General features: G+C 73.7%; 22 protein-coding genes. 2 read left to right on the top strand and 20 right to left on the bottom strand.

Annotated features, from left to right (window positions below; all coding sequences use genetic code 11):
- Positions 1 to 80: 80 nt before the first annotated feature.
- On the bottom strand, positions 81 to 698 hold the full coding sequence (locus EFE23_RS05730) for a DNA-3-methyladenine glycosylase (RefSeq protein ID WP_123239828.1): 618 nt from the start codon (positions 696 to 698) through the stop codon (positions 81 to 83).
- 81 nt (positions 699 to 779) lie between these two features.
- Between EFE23_RS05730 and EFE23_RS05725 the strand changes: the two genes are divergently transcribed.
- Positions 780 to 1,214: a DNA-binding protein gene (locus EFE23_RS05725; protein ID WP_233600883.1), complete on the top strand. Its 435-nt coding sequence runs from the start codon at positions 780 to 782 to the stop codon at positions 1,212 to 1,214.
- A gap of 105 nt (positions 1,215 to 1,319) precedes the next feature.
- Positions 1,320 to 1,673 (top strand): MmcQ/YjbR family DNA-binding protein, encoded by a 354-nt coding sequence (locus EFE23_RS05720; protein WP_123239827.1) that lies wholly within the window; start codon positions 1,320 to 1,322, stop codon positions 1,671 to 1,673.
- A gap of 28 nt (positions 1,674 to 1,701) precedes the next feature.
- Here EFE23_RS05720 and EFE23_RS05715 read toward each other — a convergent pair whose 3' ends face one another.
- The 19 genes from EFE23_RS05715 to hisG form a co-directional block, all read right to left on the bottom strand.
- Positions 1,702 to 3,489: a glycoside hydrolase family 15 protein gene (locus EFE23_RS05715; RefSeq protein ID WP_199736937.1), complete on the bottom strand. Its 1,788-nt coding sequence runs from the start codon at positions 3,487 to 3,489 to the stop codon at positions 1,702 to 1,704.
- 39 nt (positions 3,490 to 3,528) lie between these two features.
- Complete coding sequence (locus EFE23_RS05710; protein WP_123239825.1) at positions 3,529 to 4,338, bottom strand: SDR family oxidoreductase; 810 nt, start codon at positions 4,336 to 4,338, stop codon at positions 3,529 to 3,531.
- 259 nt (positions 4,339 to 4,597) lie between these two features.
- Positions 4,598 to 6,061, bottom strand: a complete 1,464-nt coding sequence (gene argH / locus EFE23_RS05705) for an argininosuccinate lyase (RefSeq protein ID WP_123239824.1) — start codon at positions 6,059 to 6,061, stop codon at positions 4,598 to 4,600.
- Between the two features lie 14 nt (positions 6,062 to 6,075).
- Positions 6,076 to 7,281, bottom strand: a complete 1,206-nt coding sequence (locus EFE23_RS05700) for an argininosuccinate synthase (protein WP_123239823.1) — start codon at positions 7,279 to 7,281, stop codon at positions 6,076 to 6,078.
- Complete coding sequence (locus EFE23_RS05695) at positions 7,278 to 7,790, bottom strand: arginine repressor (RefSeq protein ID WP_123239822.1); 513 nt, start codon at positions 7,788 to 7,790, stop codon at positions 7,278 to 7,280. Before EFE23_RS05695 ends, EFE23_RS05700 begins: the two co-directional genes overlap by 4 nt.
- Positions 7,787 to 8,716, bottom strand: coding sequence for an ornithine carbamoyltransferase (argF, locus tag EFE23_RS05690; protein ID WP_123239821.1), 930 nt, complete (start codon positions 8,714 to 8,716; stop codon positions 7,787 to 7,789). The genes EFE23_RS05695 and argF overlap by 4 nt, the downstream gene beginning before the upstream one ends.
- Positions 8,713 to 9,951: an acetylornithine transaminase gene (locus tag EFE23_RS05685; RefSeq protein ID WP_123239820.1), complete on the bottom strand. Its 1,239-nt coding sequence runs from the start codon at positions 9,949 to 9,951 to the stop codon at positions 8,713 to 8,715. Before EFE23_RS05685 ends, argF begins: the two co-directional genes overlap by 4 nt.
- On the bottom strand, positions 9,948 to 10,835 hold the full coding sequence (gene argB / locus EFE23_RS05680) for an acetylglutamate kinase (protein ID WP_123239819.1): 888 nt from the start codon (positions 10,833 to 10,835) through the stop codon (positions 9,948 to 9,950). The genes EFE23_RS05685 and argB overlap by 4 nt, the downstream gene beginning before the upstream one ends.
- A gap of 40 nt (positions 10,836 to 10,875) precedes the next feature.
- Positions 10,876 to 12,048, bottom strand: a complete 1,173-nt coding sequence (argJ, locus tag EFE23_RS05675; protein WP_123239818.1) for a bifunctional glutamate N-acetyltransferase/amino-acid acetyltransferase ArgJ — start codon at positions 12,046 to 12,048, stop codon at positions 10,876 to 10,878.
- A complete protein-coding gene (gene argC / locus EFE23_RS05670) occupies positions 12,045 to 13,046 on the bottom strand; it encodes an N-acetyl-gamma-glutamyl-phosphate reductase (protein ID WP_123239817.1) in 1,002 nt (333 codons plus the stop codon). Before argC ends, argJ begins: the two co-directional genes overlap by 4 nt.
- A 406-nt stretch (positions 13,047 to 13,452) precedes the next feature.
- Positions 13,453 to 16,002 carry a phenylalanine--tRNA ligase subunit beta gene (gene pheT, locus EFE23_RS05665; RefSeq protein WP_123239816.1) on the bottom strand — a complete coding sequence of 850 codons (2,550 nt, stop codon included), beginning with the start codon at positions 16,000 to 16,002 and terminating at the stop codon, positions 13,453 to 13,455.
- 41 nt (positions 16,003 to 16,043) lie between these two features.
- On the bottom strand, positions 16,044 to 17,117 hold the full coding sequence (gene pheS / locus EFE23_RS05660) for a phenylalanine--tRNA ligase subunit alpha (RefSeq protein WP_123239849.1): 1,074 nt from the start codon (positions 17,115 to 17,117) through the stop codon (positions 16,044 to 16,046).
- A gap of 170 nt (positions 17,118 to 17,287) precedes the next feature.
- The gene (locus EFE23_RS05655) at positions 17,288 to 18,172 is read right to left on the bottom strand and encodes a TrmH family RNA methyltransferase (protein ID WP_123239815.1); all 885 of its coding nucleotides are present in this window, start codon (positions 18,170 to 18,172) and stop codon (positions 17,288 to 17,290) included.
- Between the two features lie 32 nt (positions 18,173 to 18,204).
- On the bottom strand, positions 18,205 to 18,597 hold the full coding sequence (gene rplT, locus EFE23_RS05650) for a 50S ribosomal protein L20 (RefSeq protein ID WP_030335718.1): 393 nt from the start codon (positions 18,595 to 18,597) through the stop codon (positions 18,205 to 18,207).
- Between the two features lie 32 nt (positions 18,598 to 18,629).
- Positions 18,630 to 18,824: a 50S ribosomal protein L35 gene (gene rpmI / locus EFE23_RS05645; RefSeq protein ID WP_073835294.1), complete on the bottom strand. Its 195-nt coding sequence runs from the start codon at positions 18,822 to 18,824 to the stop codon at positions 18,630 to 18,632.
- 20 nt (positions 18,825 to 18,844) lie between these two features.
- The gene (gene infC, locus EFE23_RS05640) at positions 18,845 to 19,495 is read right to left on the bottom strand and encodes a translation initiation factor IF-3 (protein WP_123239814.1); all 651 of its coding nucleotides are present in this window, start codon (positions 19,493 to 19,495) and stop codon (positions 18,845 to 18,847) included.
- 472 nt (positions 19,496 to 19,967) lie between these two features.
- Positions 19,968 to 20,438 (bottom strand): PH domain-containing protein, encoded by a 471-nt coding sequence (locus tag EFE23_RS05635; protein WP_233600882.1) that lies wholly within the window; start codon positions 20,436 to 20,438, stop codon positions 19,968 to 19,970.
- Complete coding sequence (locus EFE23_RS05630) at positions 20,435 to 21,400, bottom strand: DMT family transporter (RefSeq protein WP_123239813.1); 966 nt, start codon at positions 21,398 to 21,400, stop codon at positions 20,435 to 20,437. Before EFE23_RS05630 ends, EFE23_RS05635 begins: the two co-directional genes overlap by 4 nt.
- Positions 21,397 to 22,242, bottom strand: a complete 846-nt coding sequence (gene hisG / locus EFE23_RS05625; RefSeq protein WP_123239812.1) for an ATP phosphoribosyltransferase — start codon at positions 22,240 to 22,242, stop codon at positions 21,397 to 21,399. The genes EFE23_RS05630 and hisG overlap by 4 nt, the downstream gene beginning before the upstream one ends.
- Positions 22,243 to 22,260: the final 18 nt, after the last annotated feature.

The following is a 22,260-nucleotide window of genomic DNA, read 5'->3' as shown; positions in this document are numbered from 1 at the left end:
GCACCGCACAACATACTTGACGAGTCAACTATTCCGTCGGGGCCCCGCCGCCGGGTGGCCCCGCTCACCCGTCCGGCCGTTCAGCGGCGGACGCGGGGCACGTGCCGGCGGTAGGCGCTCACCGTCGGGTCACCGGCCAGCCAGAACCGCCACGGGACGTCGTGCGCCCCGGTCACGCCGACCCGAGGGCCGGCCGTGACCGCCGCCTCCGACACCGCGGCGGCCGGCGGCCGCAGCCGGACCGGACCCTCGCCGAGCAGGTCGGCGCCGTAGACCGAGCGGTCGATGCCGAGGGCCGCGCAGAGTCGGGCCGGACCGCGGGCCAGATCCACGTCCCGGCGTACAGCGGGGCGGCGGGCCCGGGCGAGGTCGAGGCCCTCGACCACCTCACCGGCCCGCAGCAGCACCGCCGACGCCTCCCCGTCCGGGCCGGTGACCACGTTGACGCACCAGTGCATGCCATAGGTGAAGTAGACGTAGGCGTGCCCGGCGGGGCCGAACATCACGGCGTTGCGCGCGGTCCGCCCACGGTGGGCGTGTGACGCCGGATCCCCGGCGGTGCCGGCGTACGCCTCGACCTCGGTGATCCGGACGGTGACACCGTTGCCGGTGAGCCGGCAGCCGAGCAGTCCCCGGGCGGCCGGAACCACCGGGCCGGCGAGGAGGTCGGACAGGGTGGCGAGGTCGGTGCCGGTCACGGGGAAACCTTATCCGGCCCGGAAGATGAGCACGAATTGCTTTCAACGGGCTGTTGACAAGCGCTTGTTCAAGACTGTCTGATGGAGGGCATGGTCACGCTGAACAACGACCCGTTCACCGCTCCGGATGCTGCCCAGGCCCGCGCGCACCGCAACTACGCGGCGCTGATGCGGATCGCCGAACGGCACGCGGGCACGAACGCCCGGCGCCGGCGGTACGCCCACCCCGACGTGCCGGACGCGTACGAGGCGGCGACCCTGGTGATGGCCCTGGCGGGCGGCGCGGAGCTGGAGCCCGGCGAGGAACCGGTCGACCAGGCGGACCTGATGGCCGCGCTGACCCTGATCCCGCACGTCCGCGCCGAGGTGGACGCGCTCGAGACGGGCCTGTTGCAGGCGGCCCGCGGCCGGGGCATGACCTGGCAGGCGATCGCCTTCGGATTGGGGCTGGGCAGCGCCCAGGCGGCCCGGCAGCGCTACGAGCGGCTGACCGTCCGCACCGGCACCGGCGACTGACCCGTCCCCTCCAGCCCGGCACGGCAGTATGCCGGGCACCGGGGCCGGCGTGGGCTGTCGGACCGGCGGGCCAGACTGTCCGGACAACCGCCACGGGAGGACGGAATGACGCGCGAGAAGATGCTGGCGTACTGCCTGGCGAAGCCGGGGGCCTGGCTGGACCGGCCCTGGGAGGGCGACGAGGTGATCAAGGTGGGCAGCCGGATCTTCGCCTTCCTCGGCTCGCCCGAGGGCGAGGCCCGGGTCGGGGTGAAGTGCGGCCCGTCCCGGGACGTGGCCGACGAGTGGCTGCACCGCTTCCCCGCCGACGCGCGCCCCTCCCCCTACATCGGCCGGTCCGGGTGGAACACGCTGCGGCTGGACGGCGGCATCCCCGACGACGAGCTGATCGACGCCGTCGACGGCTCGTACGACGCCGTGGTGGCGAAGCTGCCGAAGCGCGAGCGCCCCACGCCCTGATCGCGGAACATCGGGACCGGGCCGCGGATCAGGCGCTCGCTCGGGCCAGGCTCACCCCGCTGGCGATGATGCCGATGTGACTGAATGCCTGCGGGAAGTTGCCGACGAAGCCACCGGTGGCCGGGTCGATCTGTTCCGACAGCAGACCGAGCGGGCTCGTCCGCGCACACAACGACCCGTACAGTTCGTGCGCCTCGTCGAGGCGCCCCTGCTGGACCAGGTTCTCGACCAGCCAGAAGCTGCACAGCACGAAGGCGCCCTCGTCGCCCTCGATCCCGTCCGGCGCTTCCTCGTGCAGGTACCGGTAGAGCAACCCGTCTCCGGCGGACAGCCGTTGTGCGACAGCGGCGGTGGTGGCGACCATCCGCGGATGGGTGGCCGGGATCACCCGGCGCAGGGGTAGGGCCAGCAGGCTCGCGTCCAGCACACCGCCGCCGTCGAGATGAGCGCTGAGCGTCTGTGCCTTCTCGTCCCAGGACCGCTCGAGGATCACCCGGGTCAGTTCGGCGGCCGCCGCCCGCCACCGTGCCGTCGGTTCGGGCAGGCCGAACCGTTCACCGAGGGCCGCCGCCCGGTCGAGCGCCACCTGACACATCGCGGCTGAGTAGGTGAACACCCGGCCGTCGTTGCGCAACTCCCAGATCCCTTGATCCGGTTCCCGCCACGCCCACTCGGCCGCGTCGGCGAGCCAGCGTAGTCGCGTCCACAGCGCCGGCTGGAGCTCCCCACCCGAGCGCACCCACTGGTCAGCACAGTCGAGCACCTCGCCATAGACGTCGTGCTGGCGCTGATCGGCCGCGCCGTTGCCCCAGTGGACCGGGGCCGAGCCGCGGTAGCCCTCCAGCCCGGGGTCCTCGACCTCGTCGGGCACGGGGCCGCCGTCGAGGGTGTACATGATCCGTGGTTGCCGGCTGCGCTCGAAGGCGTCGAGTACCCAGCCGAGGAACGCGTCCGCCTCGTTCTCGAACCCGATGCGGCGCATGGCGAAAACGCTAAAGGCGGCGTCGCGAACCCAGGCGTACCGGTAGTCCCAGTTGCGAACGCCGCCGATCGGCGCCGGCAGTGAGGACGTGGGGGCGGCGACCATGACGCCGTTGACCCAGTCGTCGCACAGTTTGAGAGTGATCGCCGACCGGCGGACCAGGGGTTCCTGGGGACCGCTGTAGGTGCAGCCGCCCATCCAGCGTCGCCACGCGTCCGCGGTCATCGCCAGCAGGCCCGCGGCATCGAAACAGTGGTGCCGGTGGATTCTGCCCCAGGAGAGAACCAGCTCCAGATGTTCCCCCTCCCGCAGGTCGACGGTGACCGGCAGGCTGGTCAGGGGCCGATTGGCGCGCAGGTGCAGGCGCAGGTCAGGCCGCCGGGCGGAGGTGACCTCCAAGCCGTCGAGCGCGGGGCGGAACTGGCCGCCGTCGCGGGGCCGCAGGTGGACGTCCAGCCGGACGGTGCCGTTGAGGACGCGCGCCGAACGGACGAGTTCGCTGCGGCCGGCCGGTACGTCGTCGGCCAGGTCGGCGCCGGAGCGCACCACGATCGCGTCGGTGATCTGGAGCAGGCCGGTGGCGGTGCGCAGCTCGGTGACGAGGACAGCGGTGTCCGGGACGTAGTGCTGCCGCGCCTCCCGCAACTCCTGGGCGGTGACGGTGAAGTGCCCGCCCCGCTCGGCGTCGAGCAGGCCGGCGAGCACCGGATCGGAGTCGAAGCGGGGTAGGCACAGCCAGGGGATCGAGCCGTCGAGGCCGACGAGCGCGACGGTGCTGCCGTCCCCGATCACGCCCAGGTCCTCCAGACGAAGGTAACCGTCCGGCCGACGCACCGGCCGCAGGGGAGGGTCCAGATCCAGCATGGCGCGCCGTCACCGGGCGAGGATCCGGCCACCGAACAGGGCCAGCGTCTCACCGGTGATGTAGCTGCTGTCCGCGTTGCTGGCGAAGAACAGGAAGGCGGGGGCGATCTCCTCGGGCTGCGCCGGCCGGCCCAGCGGTACGCCGTCGGTCTGGTCGCCGTATCCGGCCATCTGCTCGGGCGTACGGCTGGAGGCGTTCAACGGCGTCCACACCGGTCCGGGCGCCACACAGTTCACCCGGATGCCGCGTGCGATCAGTTCCGTCGCCAGCGACTTGGTGAAGGTGTGAATCGCTCCGTTGGTTTCCGCGTACCCGATGAGCGACGGGTTCCCCTCGAAACCGGCGACCGAGCCGCAGTTGACGATGCACCCGCCAGCTGGCAGGTGCGGCAGCGCCGCCCGCGCCATATAGAAGTAGCCCGACACGTTGGTGCGGAACATGTCGTCCAGATCGTCGTCTGGGACGTCCGCCAGCGACGAATACTGGAACAGGATGGCGGCGTTGTTGACGAGGATGTCCAGCCGGCCGAACTCGGCGACGGTGCGCTCCACGGCCGCGTTGCAGAACGAGGAGTCCTTCACATCTCCGGTCAGCACCAGACAACGCCGTCCCTCCTGCCGCACCAGTTCGGAAACGTGGTCCGCGTCCTCCTGCTCGGCGGGCAGGCAGACGATCGCCACGTCCGCGCCCTCCCGGGCGAACAGGACCGCCACGGCGGCGCCGATCCCACTGTCCCCGCCGGTGATCAGGGCGGTGCAATCGGTGAGTTTTCCGGATCCGCCCAGCGCGGCCGCCTGGTTGCGCGGGCGAGGATCCATGCGGGCGTCCAGTCCCGGCCTCGACTGGGACTGGCCGGGAAATGGCGGCGTCGGCTGCTCCACAACTCTGTTGTTCACTTCGCCCCCTTGAGCTCCGGGCGCGGATCCCCGTTGCCGAACGGCTCAAACCCGCCCGGGATCCGCCAGCGGACCGTGGTTGCGGGGGCACCGGCAGGGAAGGCGTCGGCGATGCGGCGGCTCGACGACAGAGCGCTACCGAGGCGCCCCGCCTGCCCGTGAGGGGCAGACGGGGCGACGGTCAGCGGGGCACGACCCGCTCGGCGGCCCAGTCCCGCCAGCCGGTGAGCTTGTCCGCGGCGGCGGCGAGCTGGTCGGCCACCGGCCCGGGGCCGGTGGAGCCGGGGGTGATCCGGGCGGCGAGGGCGGAGCGCACCGAGAGCACGTCCCGCACCGACGGGTCCAGGTGCGAGCTGATCGCGGCGAGGTCGTCGTCGGACACCTCGTCGAGGGCGCACTCCCGGGCCGCGCAGAGCGCCACCAGCTTGCCGGTGATCTCGTGCGCCTCGCGGAACGGCACGCCCCGGAGGACCAGCCAGTCCGCCACCTCGGTGGCGAGCGAGAAGCCCGCCGGCGCGTCGGCGACCAGGCGGTCGGCGCGTACCGTCATCGTGGAGATCATCCCGGCGAGGGCCGGCAGCAGCAGTTCCAGGGTGTCGACCGCGTCGAAGGCCGGTTCCTTGTCCTCCTGCATGTCCCGGTCGTACGTCATCGGCAGGCCCTTGAGCATGGTGAGCACGCTCATCAGCCCGCCGACCAGGCGGCCGGACTTGCCCCGGGCCAGCTCGGCGATGTCCGCGTTCTTCTTCTGCGGCATGATCGACGACCCGGTGGCGAAGGAGTCGTCCAGCTCCACCCAGCCGAACTGCTGCGAGGTCCAGAGCACCATCTCCTCGCCGAGGCGGGACAGGTGCACACCGATCATCGCGGTCACGAAGAGGAACTCGGCGACGAAGTCCCGGTCGGCGACCGCGTCCATCGAGTTGGCGAAGGACGTCCGGAAGCCCAGTTCCTTGGCCACCACCACCGGGTCCAGCGGCAGGCCGGAGCCGGCGAGCGCGCCGGCGCCGAGCGGGCTGATCGCCGTCCGGTGGTCCCAGTCGCGCAGCCGTTCCAGGTCGCGCAGCAGCGGGTGCACGTGGGCGAGCAGCCAGTGCCCGAAGGTGACCGGCTGGGCGTGCTGGAGGTGGGTCATGCCGGGCGCGGCGGTGTCCACGTGCCGGCCGGCCTGCTCGACCAGCGCCTCGGCCAGCTCGACCAGCCGGGCGGCCACCCCACGGGCGTGGTCGCGCAGGTAGAGCCGCAGGTCGGTGGCGACCTGGTCGTTGCGGGAACGGCCGGCGCGCAGCTTGCCGCCGAGGCTGCCGAGCCGCTCCAGCATGCCGCGTTCCAGCGCGGTGTGCACGTCCTCGTCGTCAACGGTGGGGCGGAACGCCCCGGAGGCGCAGGCGGCCTCCAGGTCGTCCAGCGCGGCCAGCATCCTGCCCAGTTCGTCGGGGTCGAGCAGACCCGCGCCGGCCAGCACCCGGGCGTGCGCCCGGGAGCCCGCGATGTCGTACGGGGCGAGACGCCAGTCGAACTGCACACTCACCGACAGCCGGGCCAGGGCCTCGGACGGGCCGCCGGCGAACCGCCCTCCCCAGAGGCTCGTGCGGTTGGCGGCGGCGCTGTTCTCGGTCAGGCTCTTGTCGTCCACCCCACCCATTGTGCTGTTCGCCATCAGGCGCCACCGAACCGGGCGTCCCGCGCGGCGGCCATCTTGCTGGGCAGGCCCCACAGCTGCACGAAGCCCTTGGCGAGGGACTGGTCGAAGGTGTCGCCGGTGTCGTAGGTGGCCATGCCGAAGTCGTAGAGGCTGGCCTCGGAGCGCCGGCCGGTGACCACGGCTCGGCCGCCGTGCAGGGTGAGCCGCACCTCGCCGGAGACGTGCCGCTGGGCGTCGTCGATGAACGCGTCCAGCGAGTTCCTCAACGGCGAGAACCAGAGGCCGTCGTAGACCAGCTCGCCCCAGCGCTGGTCGACGCCGCGCTTGAACCGGGCCAGGTCCCGCTCGACGGTGACGTTCTCCAGCTCCTGATGGGCGGTGATCAGCGCGATCGCGCCGGGCGCCTCGTACACCTCGCGGCTCTTGATCCCGACGAGCCGGTCCTCGACCATGTCGAGCCGGCCCACGCCCTGGGCGCCGGCCCGCCGGTTCAGCTCCAGGATCGCCTGGTACGGGGTGACCGTCTCGCCGTCGATGGCCACCGGCACGCCGGCGTCGAAGGTGATGACCACCTCGTCGGCGTCGCGCGGCTCTGCCGGGTCGGCGGTGTACGAGTAGAGGTCCTCGATCGGGCCGTTCCAGATGTCCTCGAGGAAGCCGGTCTCGACGGCGCGGCCCCACAGGTTCTGGTCGATCGAGTACGGCGACCTGGCCGTCACGTCGATCGGCAGCCCCTTCTCCTCGGCGAAGGCGATCGCCTTGTCCCGGGTCCAGGCGAAGTCCCGGGCCGGCGCGATGATCTTCAGGTCGGGCGCGAGGGCGCCCAGGCCGACCTCGAACCGGACCTGGTCGTTGCCCTTGCCGGTGCAGCCGTGCGACACGATGGTGCCGCCGTGCTTCTTCGCCGCGGTGACCAGGTGCTTGACGATCAGCGGCCGGGACAGCGCGGAGACCAGCGGGTAGCGGTCCATGTAGAGGGCGTTGGCCCGGATGGCCGGCAGGCAGTACTCGGCGGCGAACTCGTCGCGCGCGTCGACCACCTCCGACTCGACCGCGCCGCAGTCCAGGGCGCGCTGCCGGATCACGTTCATGTCCTCGCCGCCCTGGCCGAGGTCGACCGCGACCGCGACCACCTCGGCGCCGGTCTGCTCGGCCAGGTACGGAATGGCGACGGAGGTGTCGAGACCCCCGGAGTACGCCAGGACGACCCGCTCGGTCATATGGTGTTCCCTTCAACGTTCTCGTCCCGGCGGGCCCATCCGGCGAGCTTGTCGCCGAGCGCGGCCCCGCCGTCGGCCTCGCGGGCCACGACCAGGATGGTGTCGTCGCCGGCGATGGTGCCGACGATCTCGGACAGGCCCGCTCGGTCCAACGCGCTGGCCAGGTAGTGGGCTGCGCCCGGCGGGGTGCGCAGCACCGCGATGTTGCCGCTGGAGTCCACCCCGTTGAGCAGCTCGCGCAGCAGCCGGACGAGTCGGGCCGGCGCGGCCTCGGCCTCCCGCAGCGGCCGGTGGCCGTCCTCGGGGATCAGGTAGACGCCCCGCCCGTCGCCGCCGCGCGCGGTGACCGCCCCCAACTCCTTGAGATCCCGGGAGAGGGTGGCCTGGGTGACCTGGATGCCGTCACCGGCGAGCAGGTCGGCCAGCTCGGTCTGCGAATGGATGGCCTGCTCGCGGATCAGCTCGACGATGCGGGCGTGCCGCGCGGCACGGGTCAGCGGGGCGGTCATGGGTGGGATGCCTCCAGGAGAAACGTCAACAGCGCCTTCTGGGCGTGCAGCCGATTCTCCGCCTGGTCGAACACCGCGCTACGCGGCCCGTCGAGTACCTCGTCGGTGATCTCCTCGCCGCGGTGGGCGGGCAGGCAGTGCAGCACGATCACGCCGGCGGCGGCGTGGCCGAGCAGCGCGTCGTTCACCTGGTACGGCAGGAACGGGGTGATCCGGTCCAGCCCGTCGGACTCCTGGCCCATCGAGGTCCAGGTGTCCGTGGCGACCACGTCGGCGGCGCGGACCGCCTCGACCGGGTCGGTGAGCACCCGCACCGAACCGCCGGTGCCGGCGGCGATCTTCTCGGCCCGGGCCACGATCTCCGGGTCCGGCTGGAAGCCGACCGGCCCGGCGACCCGCACGTGCATCCCGGCGGTCGCCCCGGCCAGCAGGTACGAGTGGGCCATGTTGTTCGCCGCGTCACCGACGTACGTCAGGGTGCGCCCGGCGGTGGCCCCGCACCGCTCCCGGACGGTGAGCAGGTCGGCCAGCAGCTGGCACGGGTGGTACGTGTCGGTGAGCGCGTTGACCACCGGCACGGTGGCGTGCGAGGCGACCTCGGCGATCCGGTCGTCGCCGTGGGTACGCAGCACGATCGCCGCCACGTAGCGGGAGAGCACCCGGCCGGCGTCGGCCAGGCTCTCGCCCCGCCCGAAGTGGGTGACCTGGGTATCCACCACGAGCGGGTGGCCGCCCAGCTCGGCGATGCCGGCGTCGAAGGAGATCCGGGTGCGCAGGCTCTGCTTGTCGAAGAGCACCGCCACCGACCTCGGCCCGGCGAGCGGCTGGTGGCCGAAGCGGTCCGCCTTCATCCGCGCCGCGAGGTCGAGCACCGCCGACTGCTCGGCGGGCGAGAGGTCGTCGTCGCGCAGGAAGTGCCGGATCATGCGGGGACCTCCGTGGTGGTCGGGTCGGCGGAGTCCGGCGCGGGTGCGGCCGGGGTGGCCGCCGGAGCGGGGGCGGCCGCGTCGAGGGCGGCCGGGAGGGCGGCCAGGAGGGCGTCGACCTGCTCGGCCGTGAGGATCAGCGGCGGGGCGAGCCGGACCACGCCCGGCTGCACCGGGTTGACCAGGAAACCCGCCTCCCGCAGGGCGTTCGCCACCGTGCCGGAGACCGGCTGGTCGAGCACGACGCCGAGCAGCAGGCCGGCGCCGCGTACCTCGACGACCAGCGGGTGGCCGAGCGCCTCGATCCCGCGCCGCAGCCGCTCCCCGATCCGCTTGACGTGGTCGAGCAGCCCCTCGTTGGCGATCGTGGCGACCACCGCGAGGGCGGCCGCGCAGCTGACCGGGTTGCCGCCGAAGGTGGTGCCGTGCATGCCGGGCGTCAGCAGCTCGGCGGCCCGCCCGAAGGCCAGGCAGGCGCCGATCGGCAGGCCGCCACCGAGCCCCTTGGCCAGGGTGATGACGTCCGGCTCGACGCCCTCGGCCTGGTGGGCGAACCAGTGGCCGGTGCGGCCGACGCCGGTCTGCACCTCGTCGAGCACCAGCAGCGCGCCGTGCGCGGCGGTGATCCGCCGGGCCTCGGCGAGGTAGCCGGGCGGCGGGACGACGACGCCGTTCTCCCCCTGGATCGGCTCCAGGATCACCATGGCGGTGGCGTCGGTGACCGCCTCGGCGAGGGCCGCGGCGTCACCGTACGGGACGTGGGTGACGTCGCCGGGCAGCGGACGGAACGGGTCGGCCTTGGCCGGCTGGCCGGTGAGCGCCAGCGCGCCCATGGTCCGGCCGTGGAAGCCGCCCCGGGTGGCGACCACGTGGGTGCGGCCGGTCAGCCGGGAGAGCTTGAACGCGGCCTCGTTCGCCTCGGCGCCCGAGTTGGCGAAGAAGACCCGGCCGGGGCGGCCGGCCAGGGCCAGCAGCAGCTCGGCGAGGGCCACCGGCGGCTCGGCGACGAACAGGTTGGAGACGTGCCCGAGGGTGGCGACCTGCTTGGACACGGCGGCCACCACGGCCGGGTGGGCGTGGCCGAGGGCGTTGACCGCGATGCCGCCGAGCAGGTCGACGTACTCCCGGCCGGCCTCGTCGACCACGACGGCGCCGGAGCCGGAGACGAGCGCCAGCGGCGGGGTGCCGTAGTTGTCCATCATGGCCGCGCCCCAGCGCTCGACCAGCGTGCTCATGACGCGATCACCATCGTGCCGAACCCTTCCGACGTGAACACTTCCAGCAGCGTGGAGTGGGCGACCCGGCCGTCGACGACGTGCGCGGCGGGCACTCCCCCGCGCACCGCCCGCAGGCAGGCCTCCATCTTGGGCACCATCCCCGACTCCAGGGACGGCAGCAGTTTCGCCAGGTCGTCGGTGGTGATCTCGCTGACCAGGCTGGCGGTGTCCGGCCAGTCGGCGTAGAGGCCGGCGACGTCGGTGAGGACGACCAGCTTGCGGGCCTGCAGGGCGACCGCGAGCGCGGCGGCGGCGGTGTCCGCGTTGAGGTTGTGCAGCACGCCGTCGGCGTCCGGTGCCACGGTGGAGATCACCGGGATCCGGCCGGCCGCGATCAGGTCGGCCACCGCCGAGACGTCCACCGACTCCACGTCGCCGACCTGCCCGACGTCGACCGCCTCCCCGTCCACGTACGCGGGCCGGCGCACCGCGGTGAACAGGCCGGCGTCCTCGCCGGAGAGGCCGACCGCGAACGGGCCGTGGGCGTTGATCAGGCCGACCAGCTCCCGGCCGACCTGGCCGACGAGGACCATCCGGACGACGTCCATCGCCTCCGGGGTGGTGACCCGCAGGCCGCCCTTGAACTCGCTGGCGATGCCGAGCCGGCCCAGCATGGCGGAGATCTGCGGCCCGCCGCCGTGCACGACGACCGGCTTGAGGCCGGCGTACCGGAGGAAGACCATGTCGGCGGCGAAGGCCCGCTGCAGCTCGGGGTCGACCATGGCGTTGCCGCCGTACTTGACCACGACGGTGGCGCCGGAGAAGCGGGCCAGCCAGGGCAGGGCCTCGATCAGCGTCTCGGCCTTGGCCTGGGCCCGGGTGAGGTCGGCGGTGAGGCTCATGCCCGAGCCCGCCTTTCGTCCCGCGCGGCGTTCCTCGCGTTCACGTCGAGTACGCCGAGTTCTCGTGCACGTACGCGTGCGACAGGTCGTTGGTCCAGATCGTCGCCGCGGCGTCGCCGGCGTGCAGGTCGATCCGGATGGTGACGTCGCGCCCGGTGAGGTCCACCTTGGACCGGTCCTCGGCGGCGGCCCCGCCCCGGCACACCCAGACCCCGTTGACGGCGACGTCGACCTCGTCCGGCTCGAACGCGGCGGCGGTGGTGCCGACCGCGGCGAGGATCCGCCCCCAGTTCGGGTCGTTGCCGAACAGCGCGGTCTTGACCAGGTTGTTGCGGGCCACCGAGCGGCCCACCTCGACCGCGTCGTCCTCGTTCGCCGCGCCGGTCACGTCGATGGCGATCTGCTTGGTGGCGCCCTCGGCGTCGGCGATGAGCTGCTGGGCCAGGTCGTGGCAGGCGGCGGTGACCACGGCGGCCAGCTCGGCCTCGGTGGGCTGGATGCCGGACGCGCCGCTGGCCAGCAGCAGCACCGTGTCGTTGGTGGACATGCAGCCGTCGGAGTCGATCCGGTCGAAGGTGACCCGGGTGGCGGCGCGCAGCGCGGCGTCCAGGGTCTCCGGCCCGGCGACCGCGTCGGTGGTGAGCACGCAGAGCATGGTGGCCATCGCCGGGGCGAGCATGCCGGCGCCCTTGGCCATCCCGCCGACGGTCCAGCCGCTGCCCCGGGCCACGGTGTTCTTGGCCCGGGTGTCCGTGGTCATGATCGCCTCGGCGGCGGCCTGACCGCCGTCCCGGGCCAGGCCGCGGACCGCGGTGCGGACCCCCGGCAGCAGCTTGTCCATGGGCAGCCGCTCGCCGATCAGGCCGGTGGAGCAGACCGCGACCTCGCCGGCGCCGACCATCAGGCGGGGGCTGCTGGCGGTGAGCACGGCGGCGGTGTGCTCGGCGGTGGCGTGGGTGTCCTGGAAGCCGGCCGGGCCGGTGCAGGCGTTGGCGCCGCCGGAGTTGAGCAGCACGGCGCGGACCACGCCGCCGCGCACGACCTGCTGGGTCCAGAGCACCGGGGCGGCCTTGACCCGGTTGGCGGTGAAGACACCGGCGACCCCGGCGTCGGGGCCGTCGTTGAGGACCAGGGCGACGTCGCCGGCACCGCCGGCCTTCAGCCCGGCGGCCACGCCGGCCGCCCGGAAGCCCCGCGGGGCGGTGACGCTCATGGGGCCACTCCAAACCCGGACAGTCCGGTGGTCTCGGGAAGGTCGAACATGAGGTTGGCGTTCTGCACGGCCTGGCCGGCCGCGCCCTTGCCCAGGTTGTCGACGGCGCTGACCACGATCACCCGGCCGGAGTCGACGTCGACGGCGGCCTGGAGGTGGCAGGAGTTCGAGCCGGCCGTGGCGGCGGTGTGCGGCCAGGCGCCCTCGGGCAGCAGGTGCACGAAGGGCGCGTCGGCGTACGCGGCGGCGAGCACCTCGCGCGGGTCGGCGTCGCCGGTCGGCACGGCGGTGACGGTGGCGAGGATGCCCCGCGGCATGGGGGCGAGCACCGGCGTGAAGGAGAGGCTCGTCGCCCCGGTGGCCTGCTTGATCTCCGGCACGTGCTGGTGCGCGCCGACCTTGTAGGGCGACAGGTCGCCCATCACCTCGCTGCCGAGCAGGTGGGCCTTGGCTGCGCGGCCTGCGCCGGAGGTGCCGGAGGCGGCCACCACCACCACGTCGGTGGGGAAGACCGCGCCGGCGGCGATCAGCGGGGCGAGCGCCAGGGTGGTGGCGACCGCGTAGCAGCCGGTGCTGGCCACCCGCTGCGCCGCCGCGATCGCGGCCCGCTGGCCGGGCAGCTCGGGCAGGCCGTAGGTCCAGGCGCCGGCGTGCGCGCCGCCGTAGTAGCGGGCCCAGGCGTCGGCGTCCCGCAGCCGGTGGTCGGCGCCGAGGTCGACCACCTTGACCGGGTCGGGGAGGGCCGCGGCGAGGGCCGCCGACTGGCCGTGCGGCAGCGCCAGGAAGACCAGGTCCGCGTCGGCCAGGGCGGTCGGGTCGGTCGCCCCGAACACCAGGTCCAGCCCGGCGAGCTGCGGGTGTACGGCGGCGACGGGCCGGCCGGCGGAGGAGTGCGCGGTGGCGGCGATGAGGTCGAACTCGGGGTGGCCGGCGAGCAGGCGCAGCAGCTCGCCGCCGGCGTACCCGCTCGCCCCGGCGACCGCAACCCGGATGCCCATGCTTACCTCCGTATGACTATGCAGTCGAGGTTAGCAGTGGATCAGGCTCTCTGCAAGTTCATACAGTGCACCGCATGAATCTACGGTCGGCTCGGCTCGCATTGACGGCCCATTGGGGACCGGTGCTGGGAGAGCGCTCTCACAGCCCCGTTCCGCCGGGTCGAGCGCCGCTCCACCGCGCCCGCACCACCCCGTGCCCGCCAACACCAACGCGGGCTGAAGGAGCGGTCCCTTGCCTACCCGTAGGCGGCCAGTCGCAGATCACCCTGCCGTGCACGGCCTGAGGCGGCAGCGGCGCCACCTGACGACCTCGACTCCAACCGGTCCCGGCCCGAGCGACGGCCGGCGCTGACGGCGACGGCCCGGCGGGAACTCCCGCTGGGCCGTCGCCGCGTACCTGGGGTCGTCAGGCGCCGCGCAGGGTGGCGCCGAAGCGCTGCGCCGCGAGCGCGACCGCCGCGTCCCGGGCGGCCACCGCCTCCTCGACGGTCAGCGTCCGGTCCGGGGCCCGGAAGGTCAGCTTGTACGCCAGCGACTTCCGGCCCGCGCCGAGCTGCTCGGACGCGTACACGTCGAAGAGCCGGACGCCCTCGAGCAGCGCACCGGCCCCCTCGACCAGGGCCCGCTCCACCTCGGCGGCCGGGACCGACTCGTCCAGCACCAGCGCCACGTCGATCAGCGCGGGCGGGAACGTGGAGATGGCCGGCCCGGACACCAGCGGCGCGGCGGGCAGCGCGTCCAGGTTCAGCTCCATGGCGCTGGTCCGGCGGGGCAGCTCCAGCGCCGCCACCACCACCGGGTGCAGCTCGCCCGCGTAGCCGACCGGGGTGTCGTCGACCCGCAGCTCGGCGCAGCGCCCGGGGTGCCAGGGGGCGTGTTCCGCGGCCCGGACGGTGACCCGGTCGGCCGGGATGCCGGCGGCGGCCAGCACCATCCGGCCGGCCTCGACGGCGTCCGCCCAGCCGGCCGCCCGACCCGCGCCCCACCAGCCGGCCGGCTCGATCTCGCCGGCCAGCGCCACCGCGACGTGTCGCGGCTGGTCCGGCACCACCGCGTCGGCGGCGGCGAACTCCTCGTCGGTGGGCCGCCGGTCCACGCCCATCGCCGGCGGGCTGCCGGCACCCGGACGCGGGTGGAAGACCGCGCCGATCTCGTAGATCGCCACGTCCCGCTGGCCCCGGCCGACGTTGCGCTTGAGGATGCCGAGCAGCGGGCCGAGCAGCGTGGTGCGCAGCAGCGGCTCCTCCTCGGACAGCGGGTTGGCCACCCGGACCGCCGGCCGGCGCGGGTCGTCGGCGGGCAGGCCGAGCTGGTCGGCGAGGTCGGCGGAGACGAACGGATGGGCGAGAACCTCGACGTACCCGCGCTCGGCGAGCGACCGGGCGACCGCCCGGCGGCGCACCTGCTGCCAGGTCAGGCCCCGGCCGGCCGGTGCGGTGGGCAGCTCCGACGGCACCCGGTCGTACCCGTCGAGGCGGACCACCTCCTCGACCAGGTCGGCCGGGTCGGTGAGGTCGGGCCGCCAGCTCGGCGGGGTCACGGTCAGCACCTCACCGGCGCCAGCGGCGGGCACGCCGACCTCGCCCGGGTCCTCGCCGAGCCGGTCAGCGCCCCGGACGACCGTGCAGCCGACCTGCTCCAGCAGCTCGACCACCCGCTCCGGCGGGTAGCTCACCCCGATCCGGCGCGACGGCAGGTCCGCCGGCAAGGTGACCGGGGTACGGGGCCGGACGTGGTCGATGTCGAGGATCTCCTCGCCGACCGCGCCGCCGCCGTGCTCGGTGAGCAGCCGTACCGCCTTCTCCAGCGCGACCAGCGCGAGCGCCGGGTCGACGCCGCGCTCCCAGCGCTTGGCCGCCTCGCTGAACAGCTTGTGCCGGCGAGCGGTCCGGCCCACCATCGCCGGGTCCCAGTGCGCCGCCTCGAACAGCACGTTCGTGGTCGAGGCGACGACCTCGCTGGTCTCGCCGCCCATCACCGCGGCGAGCGAAACGGGCCCGGTGTCGTCGCAGATCACCATGTCCTCGGCGACCAGCGTGCGGGTGACGCCGTCCAGGGTGGTCAGCTTCTCCCCCGGCGCGGCGCGGCGGACCACCAGCGGGCCGCTGATCCGGTCGGCGTCGAAGGCGTGCATCGGCTGGCCGAGTTCGAGCATCAGGTAGTTGGTGATGTCGACCGGCAGCGAGATGCTGCGGATGCCGGCCACGGTGAGCCGCTGGGCCAGCCAGCCGGGGGTCTGCGCGGTCGGGTCGACGCCGCGCACCATCCGGGCGGCGAACCGGTCGCAGCCGACGGTGTCCCGCACCTGCACCGGGTAGGCCGGCTCGGCGGTGGCGCCGGGCGCCGGGACGTCGGCCGGGTCGCGGAACGGCACGCCGAGGGCGTGCGACAGCTCTCGGGCGATGCCGCGCACGCTGAGCGCGTAGCCGCGGTCCGGGGTGATCTCCATCTCGACCACGACGTCGTCGAGGCCGACCACCGGGCGGGCGTCGTCGCCCGGCTTCGCCGGAGTGTCCTCGGGCAGCACGATGATGCCCGAGTGGTCGTCGCCCAGGCCCAGCTCCTTAGCGGAGCAGATCATGCCGTGGGAGTTGCGCCCGTACGTCTTGCGCGCGCCGATGGCGAAGTTGCCGGGCAGCACGCCGCCGGGGAGGATCACCACCACCCGGTCGCCGGGGGCGAAGTTGCGCGCCCCGCAGACGATCTCCTGCGGCTCGCCGGTGCCGTTGGCGGCCCCGACGTCCACCCGGCAGAACCGGATCGGCTTCTTGAAGCCGGTCAGCTCCTCGATCTCCAGGACCTCACCGACCACCAGCGGACCGGTGACGGTCTCCCGCAGGTCCACGATGGACTCGACCTCGATGCCGAGGTCGACCAGCGCCTGCTCCAGGTCGCCGGCGGGCAGGTCGGCGGGGAGGTCGACGTACTCCCGCAGCCAACTGACAGAAACTCGCATGACTGTTAAACCACCGTCTCCGTAACTCGTGCCCGGACCGTCTACGCGCCGAACGCGCGGGTGAACCGCACGTCGCCCTCGGCCATGTCCCGCATGTCGCTGACCCCGTGCCGGAACATCACGGTCCGGTCGATGCCCATGCCGAACGCGAATCCGGAGTAGACCTCCGGGTCGATGCCGCAGGCCCGCAGCACCCGCGGGTTGACCATGCCGCAGCCGCCCCACTCGACCCACTGCGGGCCGTCCCGGTGCTCCGGGAACCAGACGTCGAACTCGGCCGACGGCTCGGTGAACGGGAAGTAGTGCGGCCGGAACCGGGTCTTCGCGCCCTCGCCGAACATGGCCCGGGCGAAGTGGTCCAGCGTGCCGCGCAGGTGCGCCATGGTGATGCCCTTGTCCACCACCAGGCCCTCGACCTGGTGGAAGACCGGGGCGTGGGTGGCGTCCAGCTCGTCGGTGCGGTAGACCCGGCCGGGCACCACCACGTAGATCGGCGGCTTGCGGGTGAGCATGGTGCGCGCCTGCACCGGCGAGGTGTGGGTGCGCAGCACCAGGCCGGAGGACTCGGCGCCCTCGGGTGCGGCGATGTGGAAGGTGTCCATCAGGCCGCGCGCCGGGTGGTCGGCGGGGATGTTCAGCGCGTCGAAGTTGGTCCACTCCAGCTCGACCTCGGGCCCCTCGGCCACCTCGTAGCCCATCCCGATGAACAGGTCGCTGATCTGCTCCATCAGGGTGCTCAGCGGGTGCCGGGCGCCGCGCGGCCGCCGGTCGTACGGCAGGGTCACGTCGACCCGCTCCTCGACCAGCACCCGCTCGGCCCGCTTCCGCTCCAGGGTCTCCTGCCGGGCGGCGTACGCGGCCTCGATGGCGCGGCGGGCCTCGTTGACCCGCTTGCCGGCGTCGGCCTTGGCGGCCGGCGGCAACGCGCCGATCTCCCGGCGGGCCAGCGAGACCGGGGCCCGGTCGCCGAGGTGCGCGGGGCGCAGCGCGGCCAGCGCGTCCGGGTCGCCGGCGGCGGCGAACGCCTTCTCGGCGTCGGCCACGGCCCCGGCCAGGGCGTCCGGATCGAGCAGGGCGACCTGCTTCGGGTCGTACGGATCGTTGCGGTAGCTCATGGTGAACGGGCACTCCCTCACGGCGGCGCCGGCCCGCACGGGCGGCTAGGCGAGTCTACGGACGCGCGGCTTCGCCGCAGCCCGCCGGTGGGAGGTACGCAGGGGGAAGGGTCAGACCCGCCGCCCGCCGACACCGGCGGGCTGGCTAAACGAACGCCGTGGCGCGTTCATCATCCGGCTGACTCCCCTGCTCTGTCGCCCGCGCGACCCGTCGGCCGGCGCAGTGCTCTCGCTGAAGCGTACAGGCAGACGGCCGCGGCCGCAGCCAGGTTCAGGCTCTCGGCGCGCCCGTGCAGCGGCACCCGCACCCGGGCGTCGGCCGCCGCGGTCAGGTCCTCGGGCAGGCCGTGCGCCTCGGAGCCGAAGAGCCACGCGGTGGGGTCGGCGAGCCGGCCGGCGTCGGCCAGGTCGTCCAGGTCGCTGTCGCCGTACCCGGTGGTGGCGAGGACGGTGAGTCCGGCGGCCCGCAGCGCGTCGACCACCGCGACCGGGTCGGCGGCGCGCACCACGTCGACGTGGAAGAGGCTGCCGGCGGAGGCCCGCACGCACTTGCCGTTGTACGGGTCGACCGCGTCGCCGGCGAAGATCACCGCGCCCGCGCCGGCCGCGTCGGCGGTGCGCAGCACGGTGCCGGCGTTGCCCGGGTCGCGGATCTCGGCGAGCACCGCGACCAGCCGCGGCCCGCGCGCCAGGGCCTGCTCCAGGGGTACGTCGAGGTGCCGGCAGACCGCGACCAGGCCCTGCGGGGCGACGGTCTCGGTGAGCGCGGCGAGGGCCTCGTCGGTGACCTCGGAGACCGGGAGGTCGGCCCGGGCGGCCGCGGCGGCCAGCTCCGCGTACCGGTCGAGGGCGGCCGGGGTGCCGAAGAGCTCGACCACCGTGCCGGCGCGGGCCAGCGCCTCGCGGACCGCCTGCGGCCCCTCGGCCAGGAACCGGCCGGTGTTGTCGCGGTCCCGGCGGCGGTGCAGCCGGCGGGCCGCGACGACCCTGGGGGTACGCGGGGTGAACGGGCCGGAGATAGCGTCGAGGCGCCTCCCGCGCGATGGTGACGGCATGGGAGACGCCTCGATCTGCTGGTACGGGTGGATCAGGCGGCCTGGGCCGCGGCGCCACCGGTGCCCTCGGCCGCCACGGCGGCGCGGGCCAGCTCGACGATCGCGGCGAACGCCGCGGCGTCGTTGACGGCCAGGTCGGCCAGGATCTTGCGGTCCACCTCGATGCCGGCCAGGCGCAGGCCCTGGATCAGCCGGTTGTAGGTCATGCCGTTGGCCCGGGCACCCGCGTTGATCCGCTGGATCCAGAGCTGCCGGAAGTCGCCCTTGCGGTCGCGACGGTCCCGGTAGGCGTACTGCATCGAGTGCAGCACCTGCTCCTTGGCCTTGCGGTAGAGGCGGGAGCGCTGACCGCGGTAGCCGCTCGCGGTCTCCAGCAGGGTACGACGCTTCTTCTGGGCGTTCACAGCCCGCTTGACGCGTGCCATCTCAACTCCTTCTTCGGTTCAGGTGGCGCGCGTCAGCGGCCGAGCAGCTTCTTGATTCGCTTGACGTCGGCCTTGGCCAGCTCGACCGTGCCGGTCAGCCGCCGGGTCTGGGTGGAGGCCTTCTTCTCCAGGTTGTGGCGGAGGCCGGCCTGCTGGGCAACGATCTTGCCCTTGCCGGTCACCTTGACCCGCTTGCCCATACCCGTGTGGCTCTTCATCTTCGGCATTTGGAACGTCTTCTCCCCTGTTACTCGCCGGTGTTCTCGGCGACTGCGCCGGTCTCGCCGGCTGCTGCGGTCTCGCCGGTCGCCGCGGTCTCACCGGCTGCCGGAGCGGCGGACTCCTCCGCGGCCCGGTCCCGGGGTCCACCGCGGGACGCCGTGGCGGCGACCGCGGAGGCCTTGACGGCCCGGTGCGGAGCGAGAACCATGATCATGTTTCGGCCGTCCTGCTTCGGCGCGGCCTCGACGTATCCCAGGTCCGTGATCTCGGACTCGAGCCGGCGCAGGAGCCGGTAACCCAGCTCCGGGCGGCTCTGCTCGCGACCGCGGAACATGATCGTCACCTTGACCTTGTCGCCGGCCTTGAGGAACCGCACCACGTGACCCTTCTTGGTCTCGTAGTCGTGCGGGTCGATCTTCGGCCGGAGCTTCATCTCCTTGATGACGGTCTGTTGCTGGTTACGCCGCGCTTCGCGCGCCTTCAGTGCGCTCTCGTACTTGAACTTGCCGAAGTCCATGAGCTTGCACACCGGCGGGCGCGCCATCGGCGCAACCTCGACCAGGTCCAGGTCGACGTCCGCGGCCAGCTGCAGGGCGCGCTCCAGCGGGACGATGCCCACCTGCTCACCCTCAGGGCCGACCAGTCGGACCTCACGTGCCCGGATCTGCTCGTTCACGCGTGGTTCGACGCTGATGGGGCCTCCTCGAGTCGAGTCTCCTACGGTGCCGACTCCGCGGGCTCCCGGGCGGGAGCCGACCCGGAAAGCAGAAGGCCCCGGCGCATGCCAGGGCCCGCTCGACCGGTCGGCACGATCCTATGATCGCGCATCCGGGACCGGGACATGCCCGGAACCGGGGACCGGACCCGGCCACCTACAGGGGCGACTCGGGTGGGAGCAGGCGCTCCGCTTCAGGACTGCCCACACGTCGGTGACGGGGGCAGTCTGGTCGACTCCGCAACACTACACCCCCACCCCTGCGCCCCCCAAACCGGGGCCGCGCCGCCGGCGGGGCGAGGTGAGGGGCCTCGTTCCCGGAAATAGTGGTCATCCGCCGCCCGATGACCACTGTTTCCGGGAAACAGCGTCCTCGCCTCCGCCGGAGGATGCTCGGCGGGCGGTGGGGCGGGAGGGTCGCGGGGCGGGGGGCTCAGCGCGGGGTGGCGCCGGAGGCGAGGGTGGCCAGGTGGGCCTGGTGCAGGCGGCGCAGGGCGCGCACGGCCTCGACGGCGTGTTCCTTGTCGGCGGCCTGGAGGGCGACCATCGGGAGCAGGTCGTCGTCGTGCAGCTCCAGGCTGGCCCACGGGGCGCCCCGGTCGAACCGGACCCCGCGGATCACCTCCCAGGGCAGCTCGTACGAGCCGATCACGTTGCGGACCCGGACACCCCGGGCGTCGGCCACCACCCGGGGCCGGGTGAAGAGCAGGATGGCGAGGGCGCCGAAGACGCCCAGCCCGACCATGGCGAGCTGGTCGCCGCGCTGGAAGGTGCCGTACCCGTCGCCGGTGGCGCCGGTCAGCGAGGTGGCCCCCGCGCTGAACACCACCAGCAGCGCGGCTGCGGACACCCAGCAGACCAGCCGGATCCGGCGCGGTCGCACGGTCACCACGGAATCGCTCACGAAACCAGTCTGCCATCCGTCCCGGGCACGGGCTCGGCCGCCACACGGATCGGCGCCCGCCGGCGACGTACGCCGGCCACCAGCACCGCCAGCACGGTGAGCGTCGCGCCGACCAGCACCGGAAGCCGGACCCCGGCGCCCCCGGGCAGCACCGTGTCCAGCAGCAGCGCCCCGCCGAGCTGGCCGGCGACCAGCGCGAGGCCGGTGCGCAGCACCCCGGCGGCACGGACCCCGACCAGCAGGGCGAGCACGATGCTGACGCCGAACAGGCCGCCGACGTAGAGCCACCACTGGGTGGGCCAGCCGGAACGGGTGACCAGCGCGCCGGCCAGCCCCGCCAGGGCGAGGATCGTCGCGGTGCTGACCGCGAAGTTCACCGCCAGCCCGGCGGCCGGGCCCACGGCCGCGGCCAGCCGCCCATTGAGCGCGGACTGCAGCGCCACCGCCAGACCGCCGGCGACCGAGAGCAGCACCAGCCCCACCGCCAGGTCGCCCACCGGCCGGCCGAGCTGGGCCAGGGTCACCGCGGCGATCCCGAGCAGCGCCCCGGCCACCCGCGGCCCGGTGAGCGGCAGCCGGCCCGTGGCGGCCAGCCCGGCCCGGTCGACGGCCAGCCCGCCGAGGCTGCCCCCGGCCACCTGGGCGATCGTGAAGACCGCCACGCCCAGCGCCGGTACCACGAACGGGCCGATCACCACGATCGCCGCCCCGCCGAGCCCGCCCAGATACGCCCACCAGGGCAGGCCGGCGCGCCGCAACCCGGCCAGCCCGGCGCGCATCGACGGCACGGCGGCCAGCCCGAGCAGGACGATCAGGCAGCCGCCGAGGTTGTTGACCACCGCGCCGACGAGCGGGTCGCCGGTCCGCTCCCCCAGCTCGGCGTTGACCACCCCCTGCGCGGCCGAGGCCACCCCGCCCAGGACCACCACGGTCAGGGCGGCCGGGACCGGCAGCGGCCTCACAGCCGGCAGGCGTGGATGTTGGTGACCAGGATGGCCCGGGCACCCAGCTCGTAGAGCTCGTCCATGATCCGGTGCACGTCGTCGCGCAGGACCATCGCCTGCACGGCGACCCAGCCCTCCCGGTGCAGCGGGGAGACGGTCGGCGACTCGATGCCCGGGGTGAGCGAGCTGGCCCGGTCCAGCAGGCCGGCCGGCACGTCGTAGGCGAGCATCACGTACCGGCGGGCGACCAGCACGCCGTGCAGCCGGCGCAGCAGCTGCTCCTGCTGGGCGCAGCCGGGCGCGCCGACCCGGCGGACCAGCACCGCCGAGGAGCGCAGCAGCGGCTCGCCGAAGACCACCAGGCCGGCCTGGCGCAGGGTGGCGCCGGTCTCCACCACGTCGGCGACCACGTCCGCGACGCCGAGGCGGATGGCGTTCTCCACCGCGCCGTCCAGGCGGATCACGTCGGCCTTGACGCCCAGCTCGGCCAGGTGCCGCTCGACCAGGCCGGGGTACGCGGTGGCGATCCGGTGGCCGCCGAGCTGCTGCACCGAGTCGACGTCGTCGGGGCGGGCGGCGAACCGGAAGGTGGCCCGGCCGAAGTTCAGGTCGACGACCTCCTCGGCCGGGGCACCGGAGTCGACGAGCAGGTCCCGGCCGGTGATGCCGACGTCGAGGTCACCCGAGCCGACGTAGGTGGCGATGTCCTTGGGGCGGAGGTAGAAGAACTCGATGTCGTTGGGCTCGTCCCGGCAGACCAGGTCCTTCGGGTCGGTGCGCTGGCGGTAGCCCGCCTCGCGCAGCATCTGGGCGGCGGACTCGGCCAGCGCGCCCTTGTTGGGTACGGCGACACGCAGCATGGGAGTGCTCCTTCGTTC

This window comes from Micromonospora solifontis, from assembly GCF_003725545.1.
Classification (GTDB): domain Bacteria; phylum Actinomycetota; class Actinomycetes; order Mycobacteriales; family Micromonosporaceae; genus Micromonospora; species Micromonospora solifontis.
The sequence above is the reverse complement of the archived record's forward strand: the minus strand, read 5'-3'. Positions and strand labels throughout refer to the sequence as shown.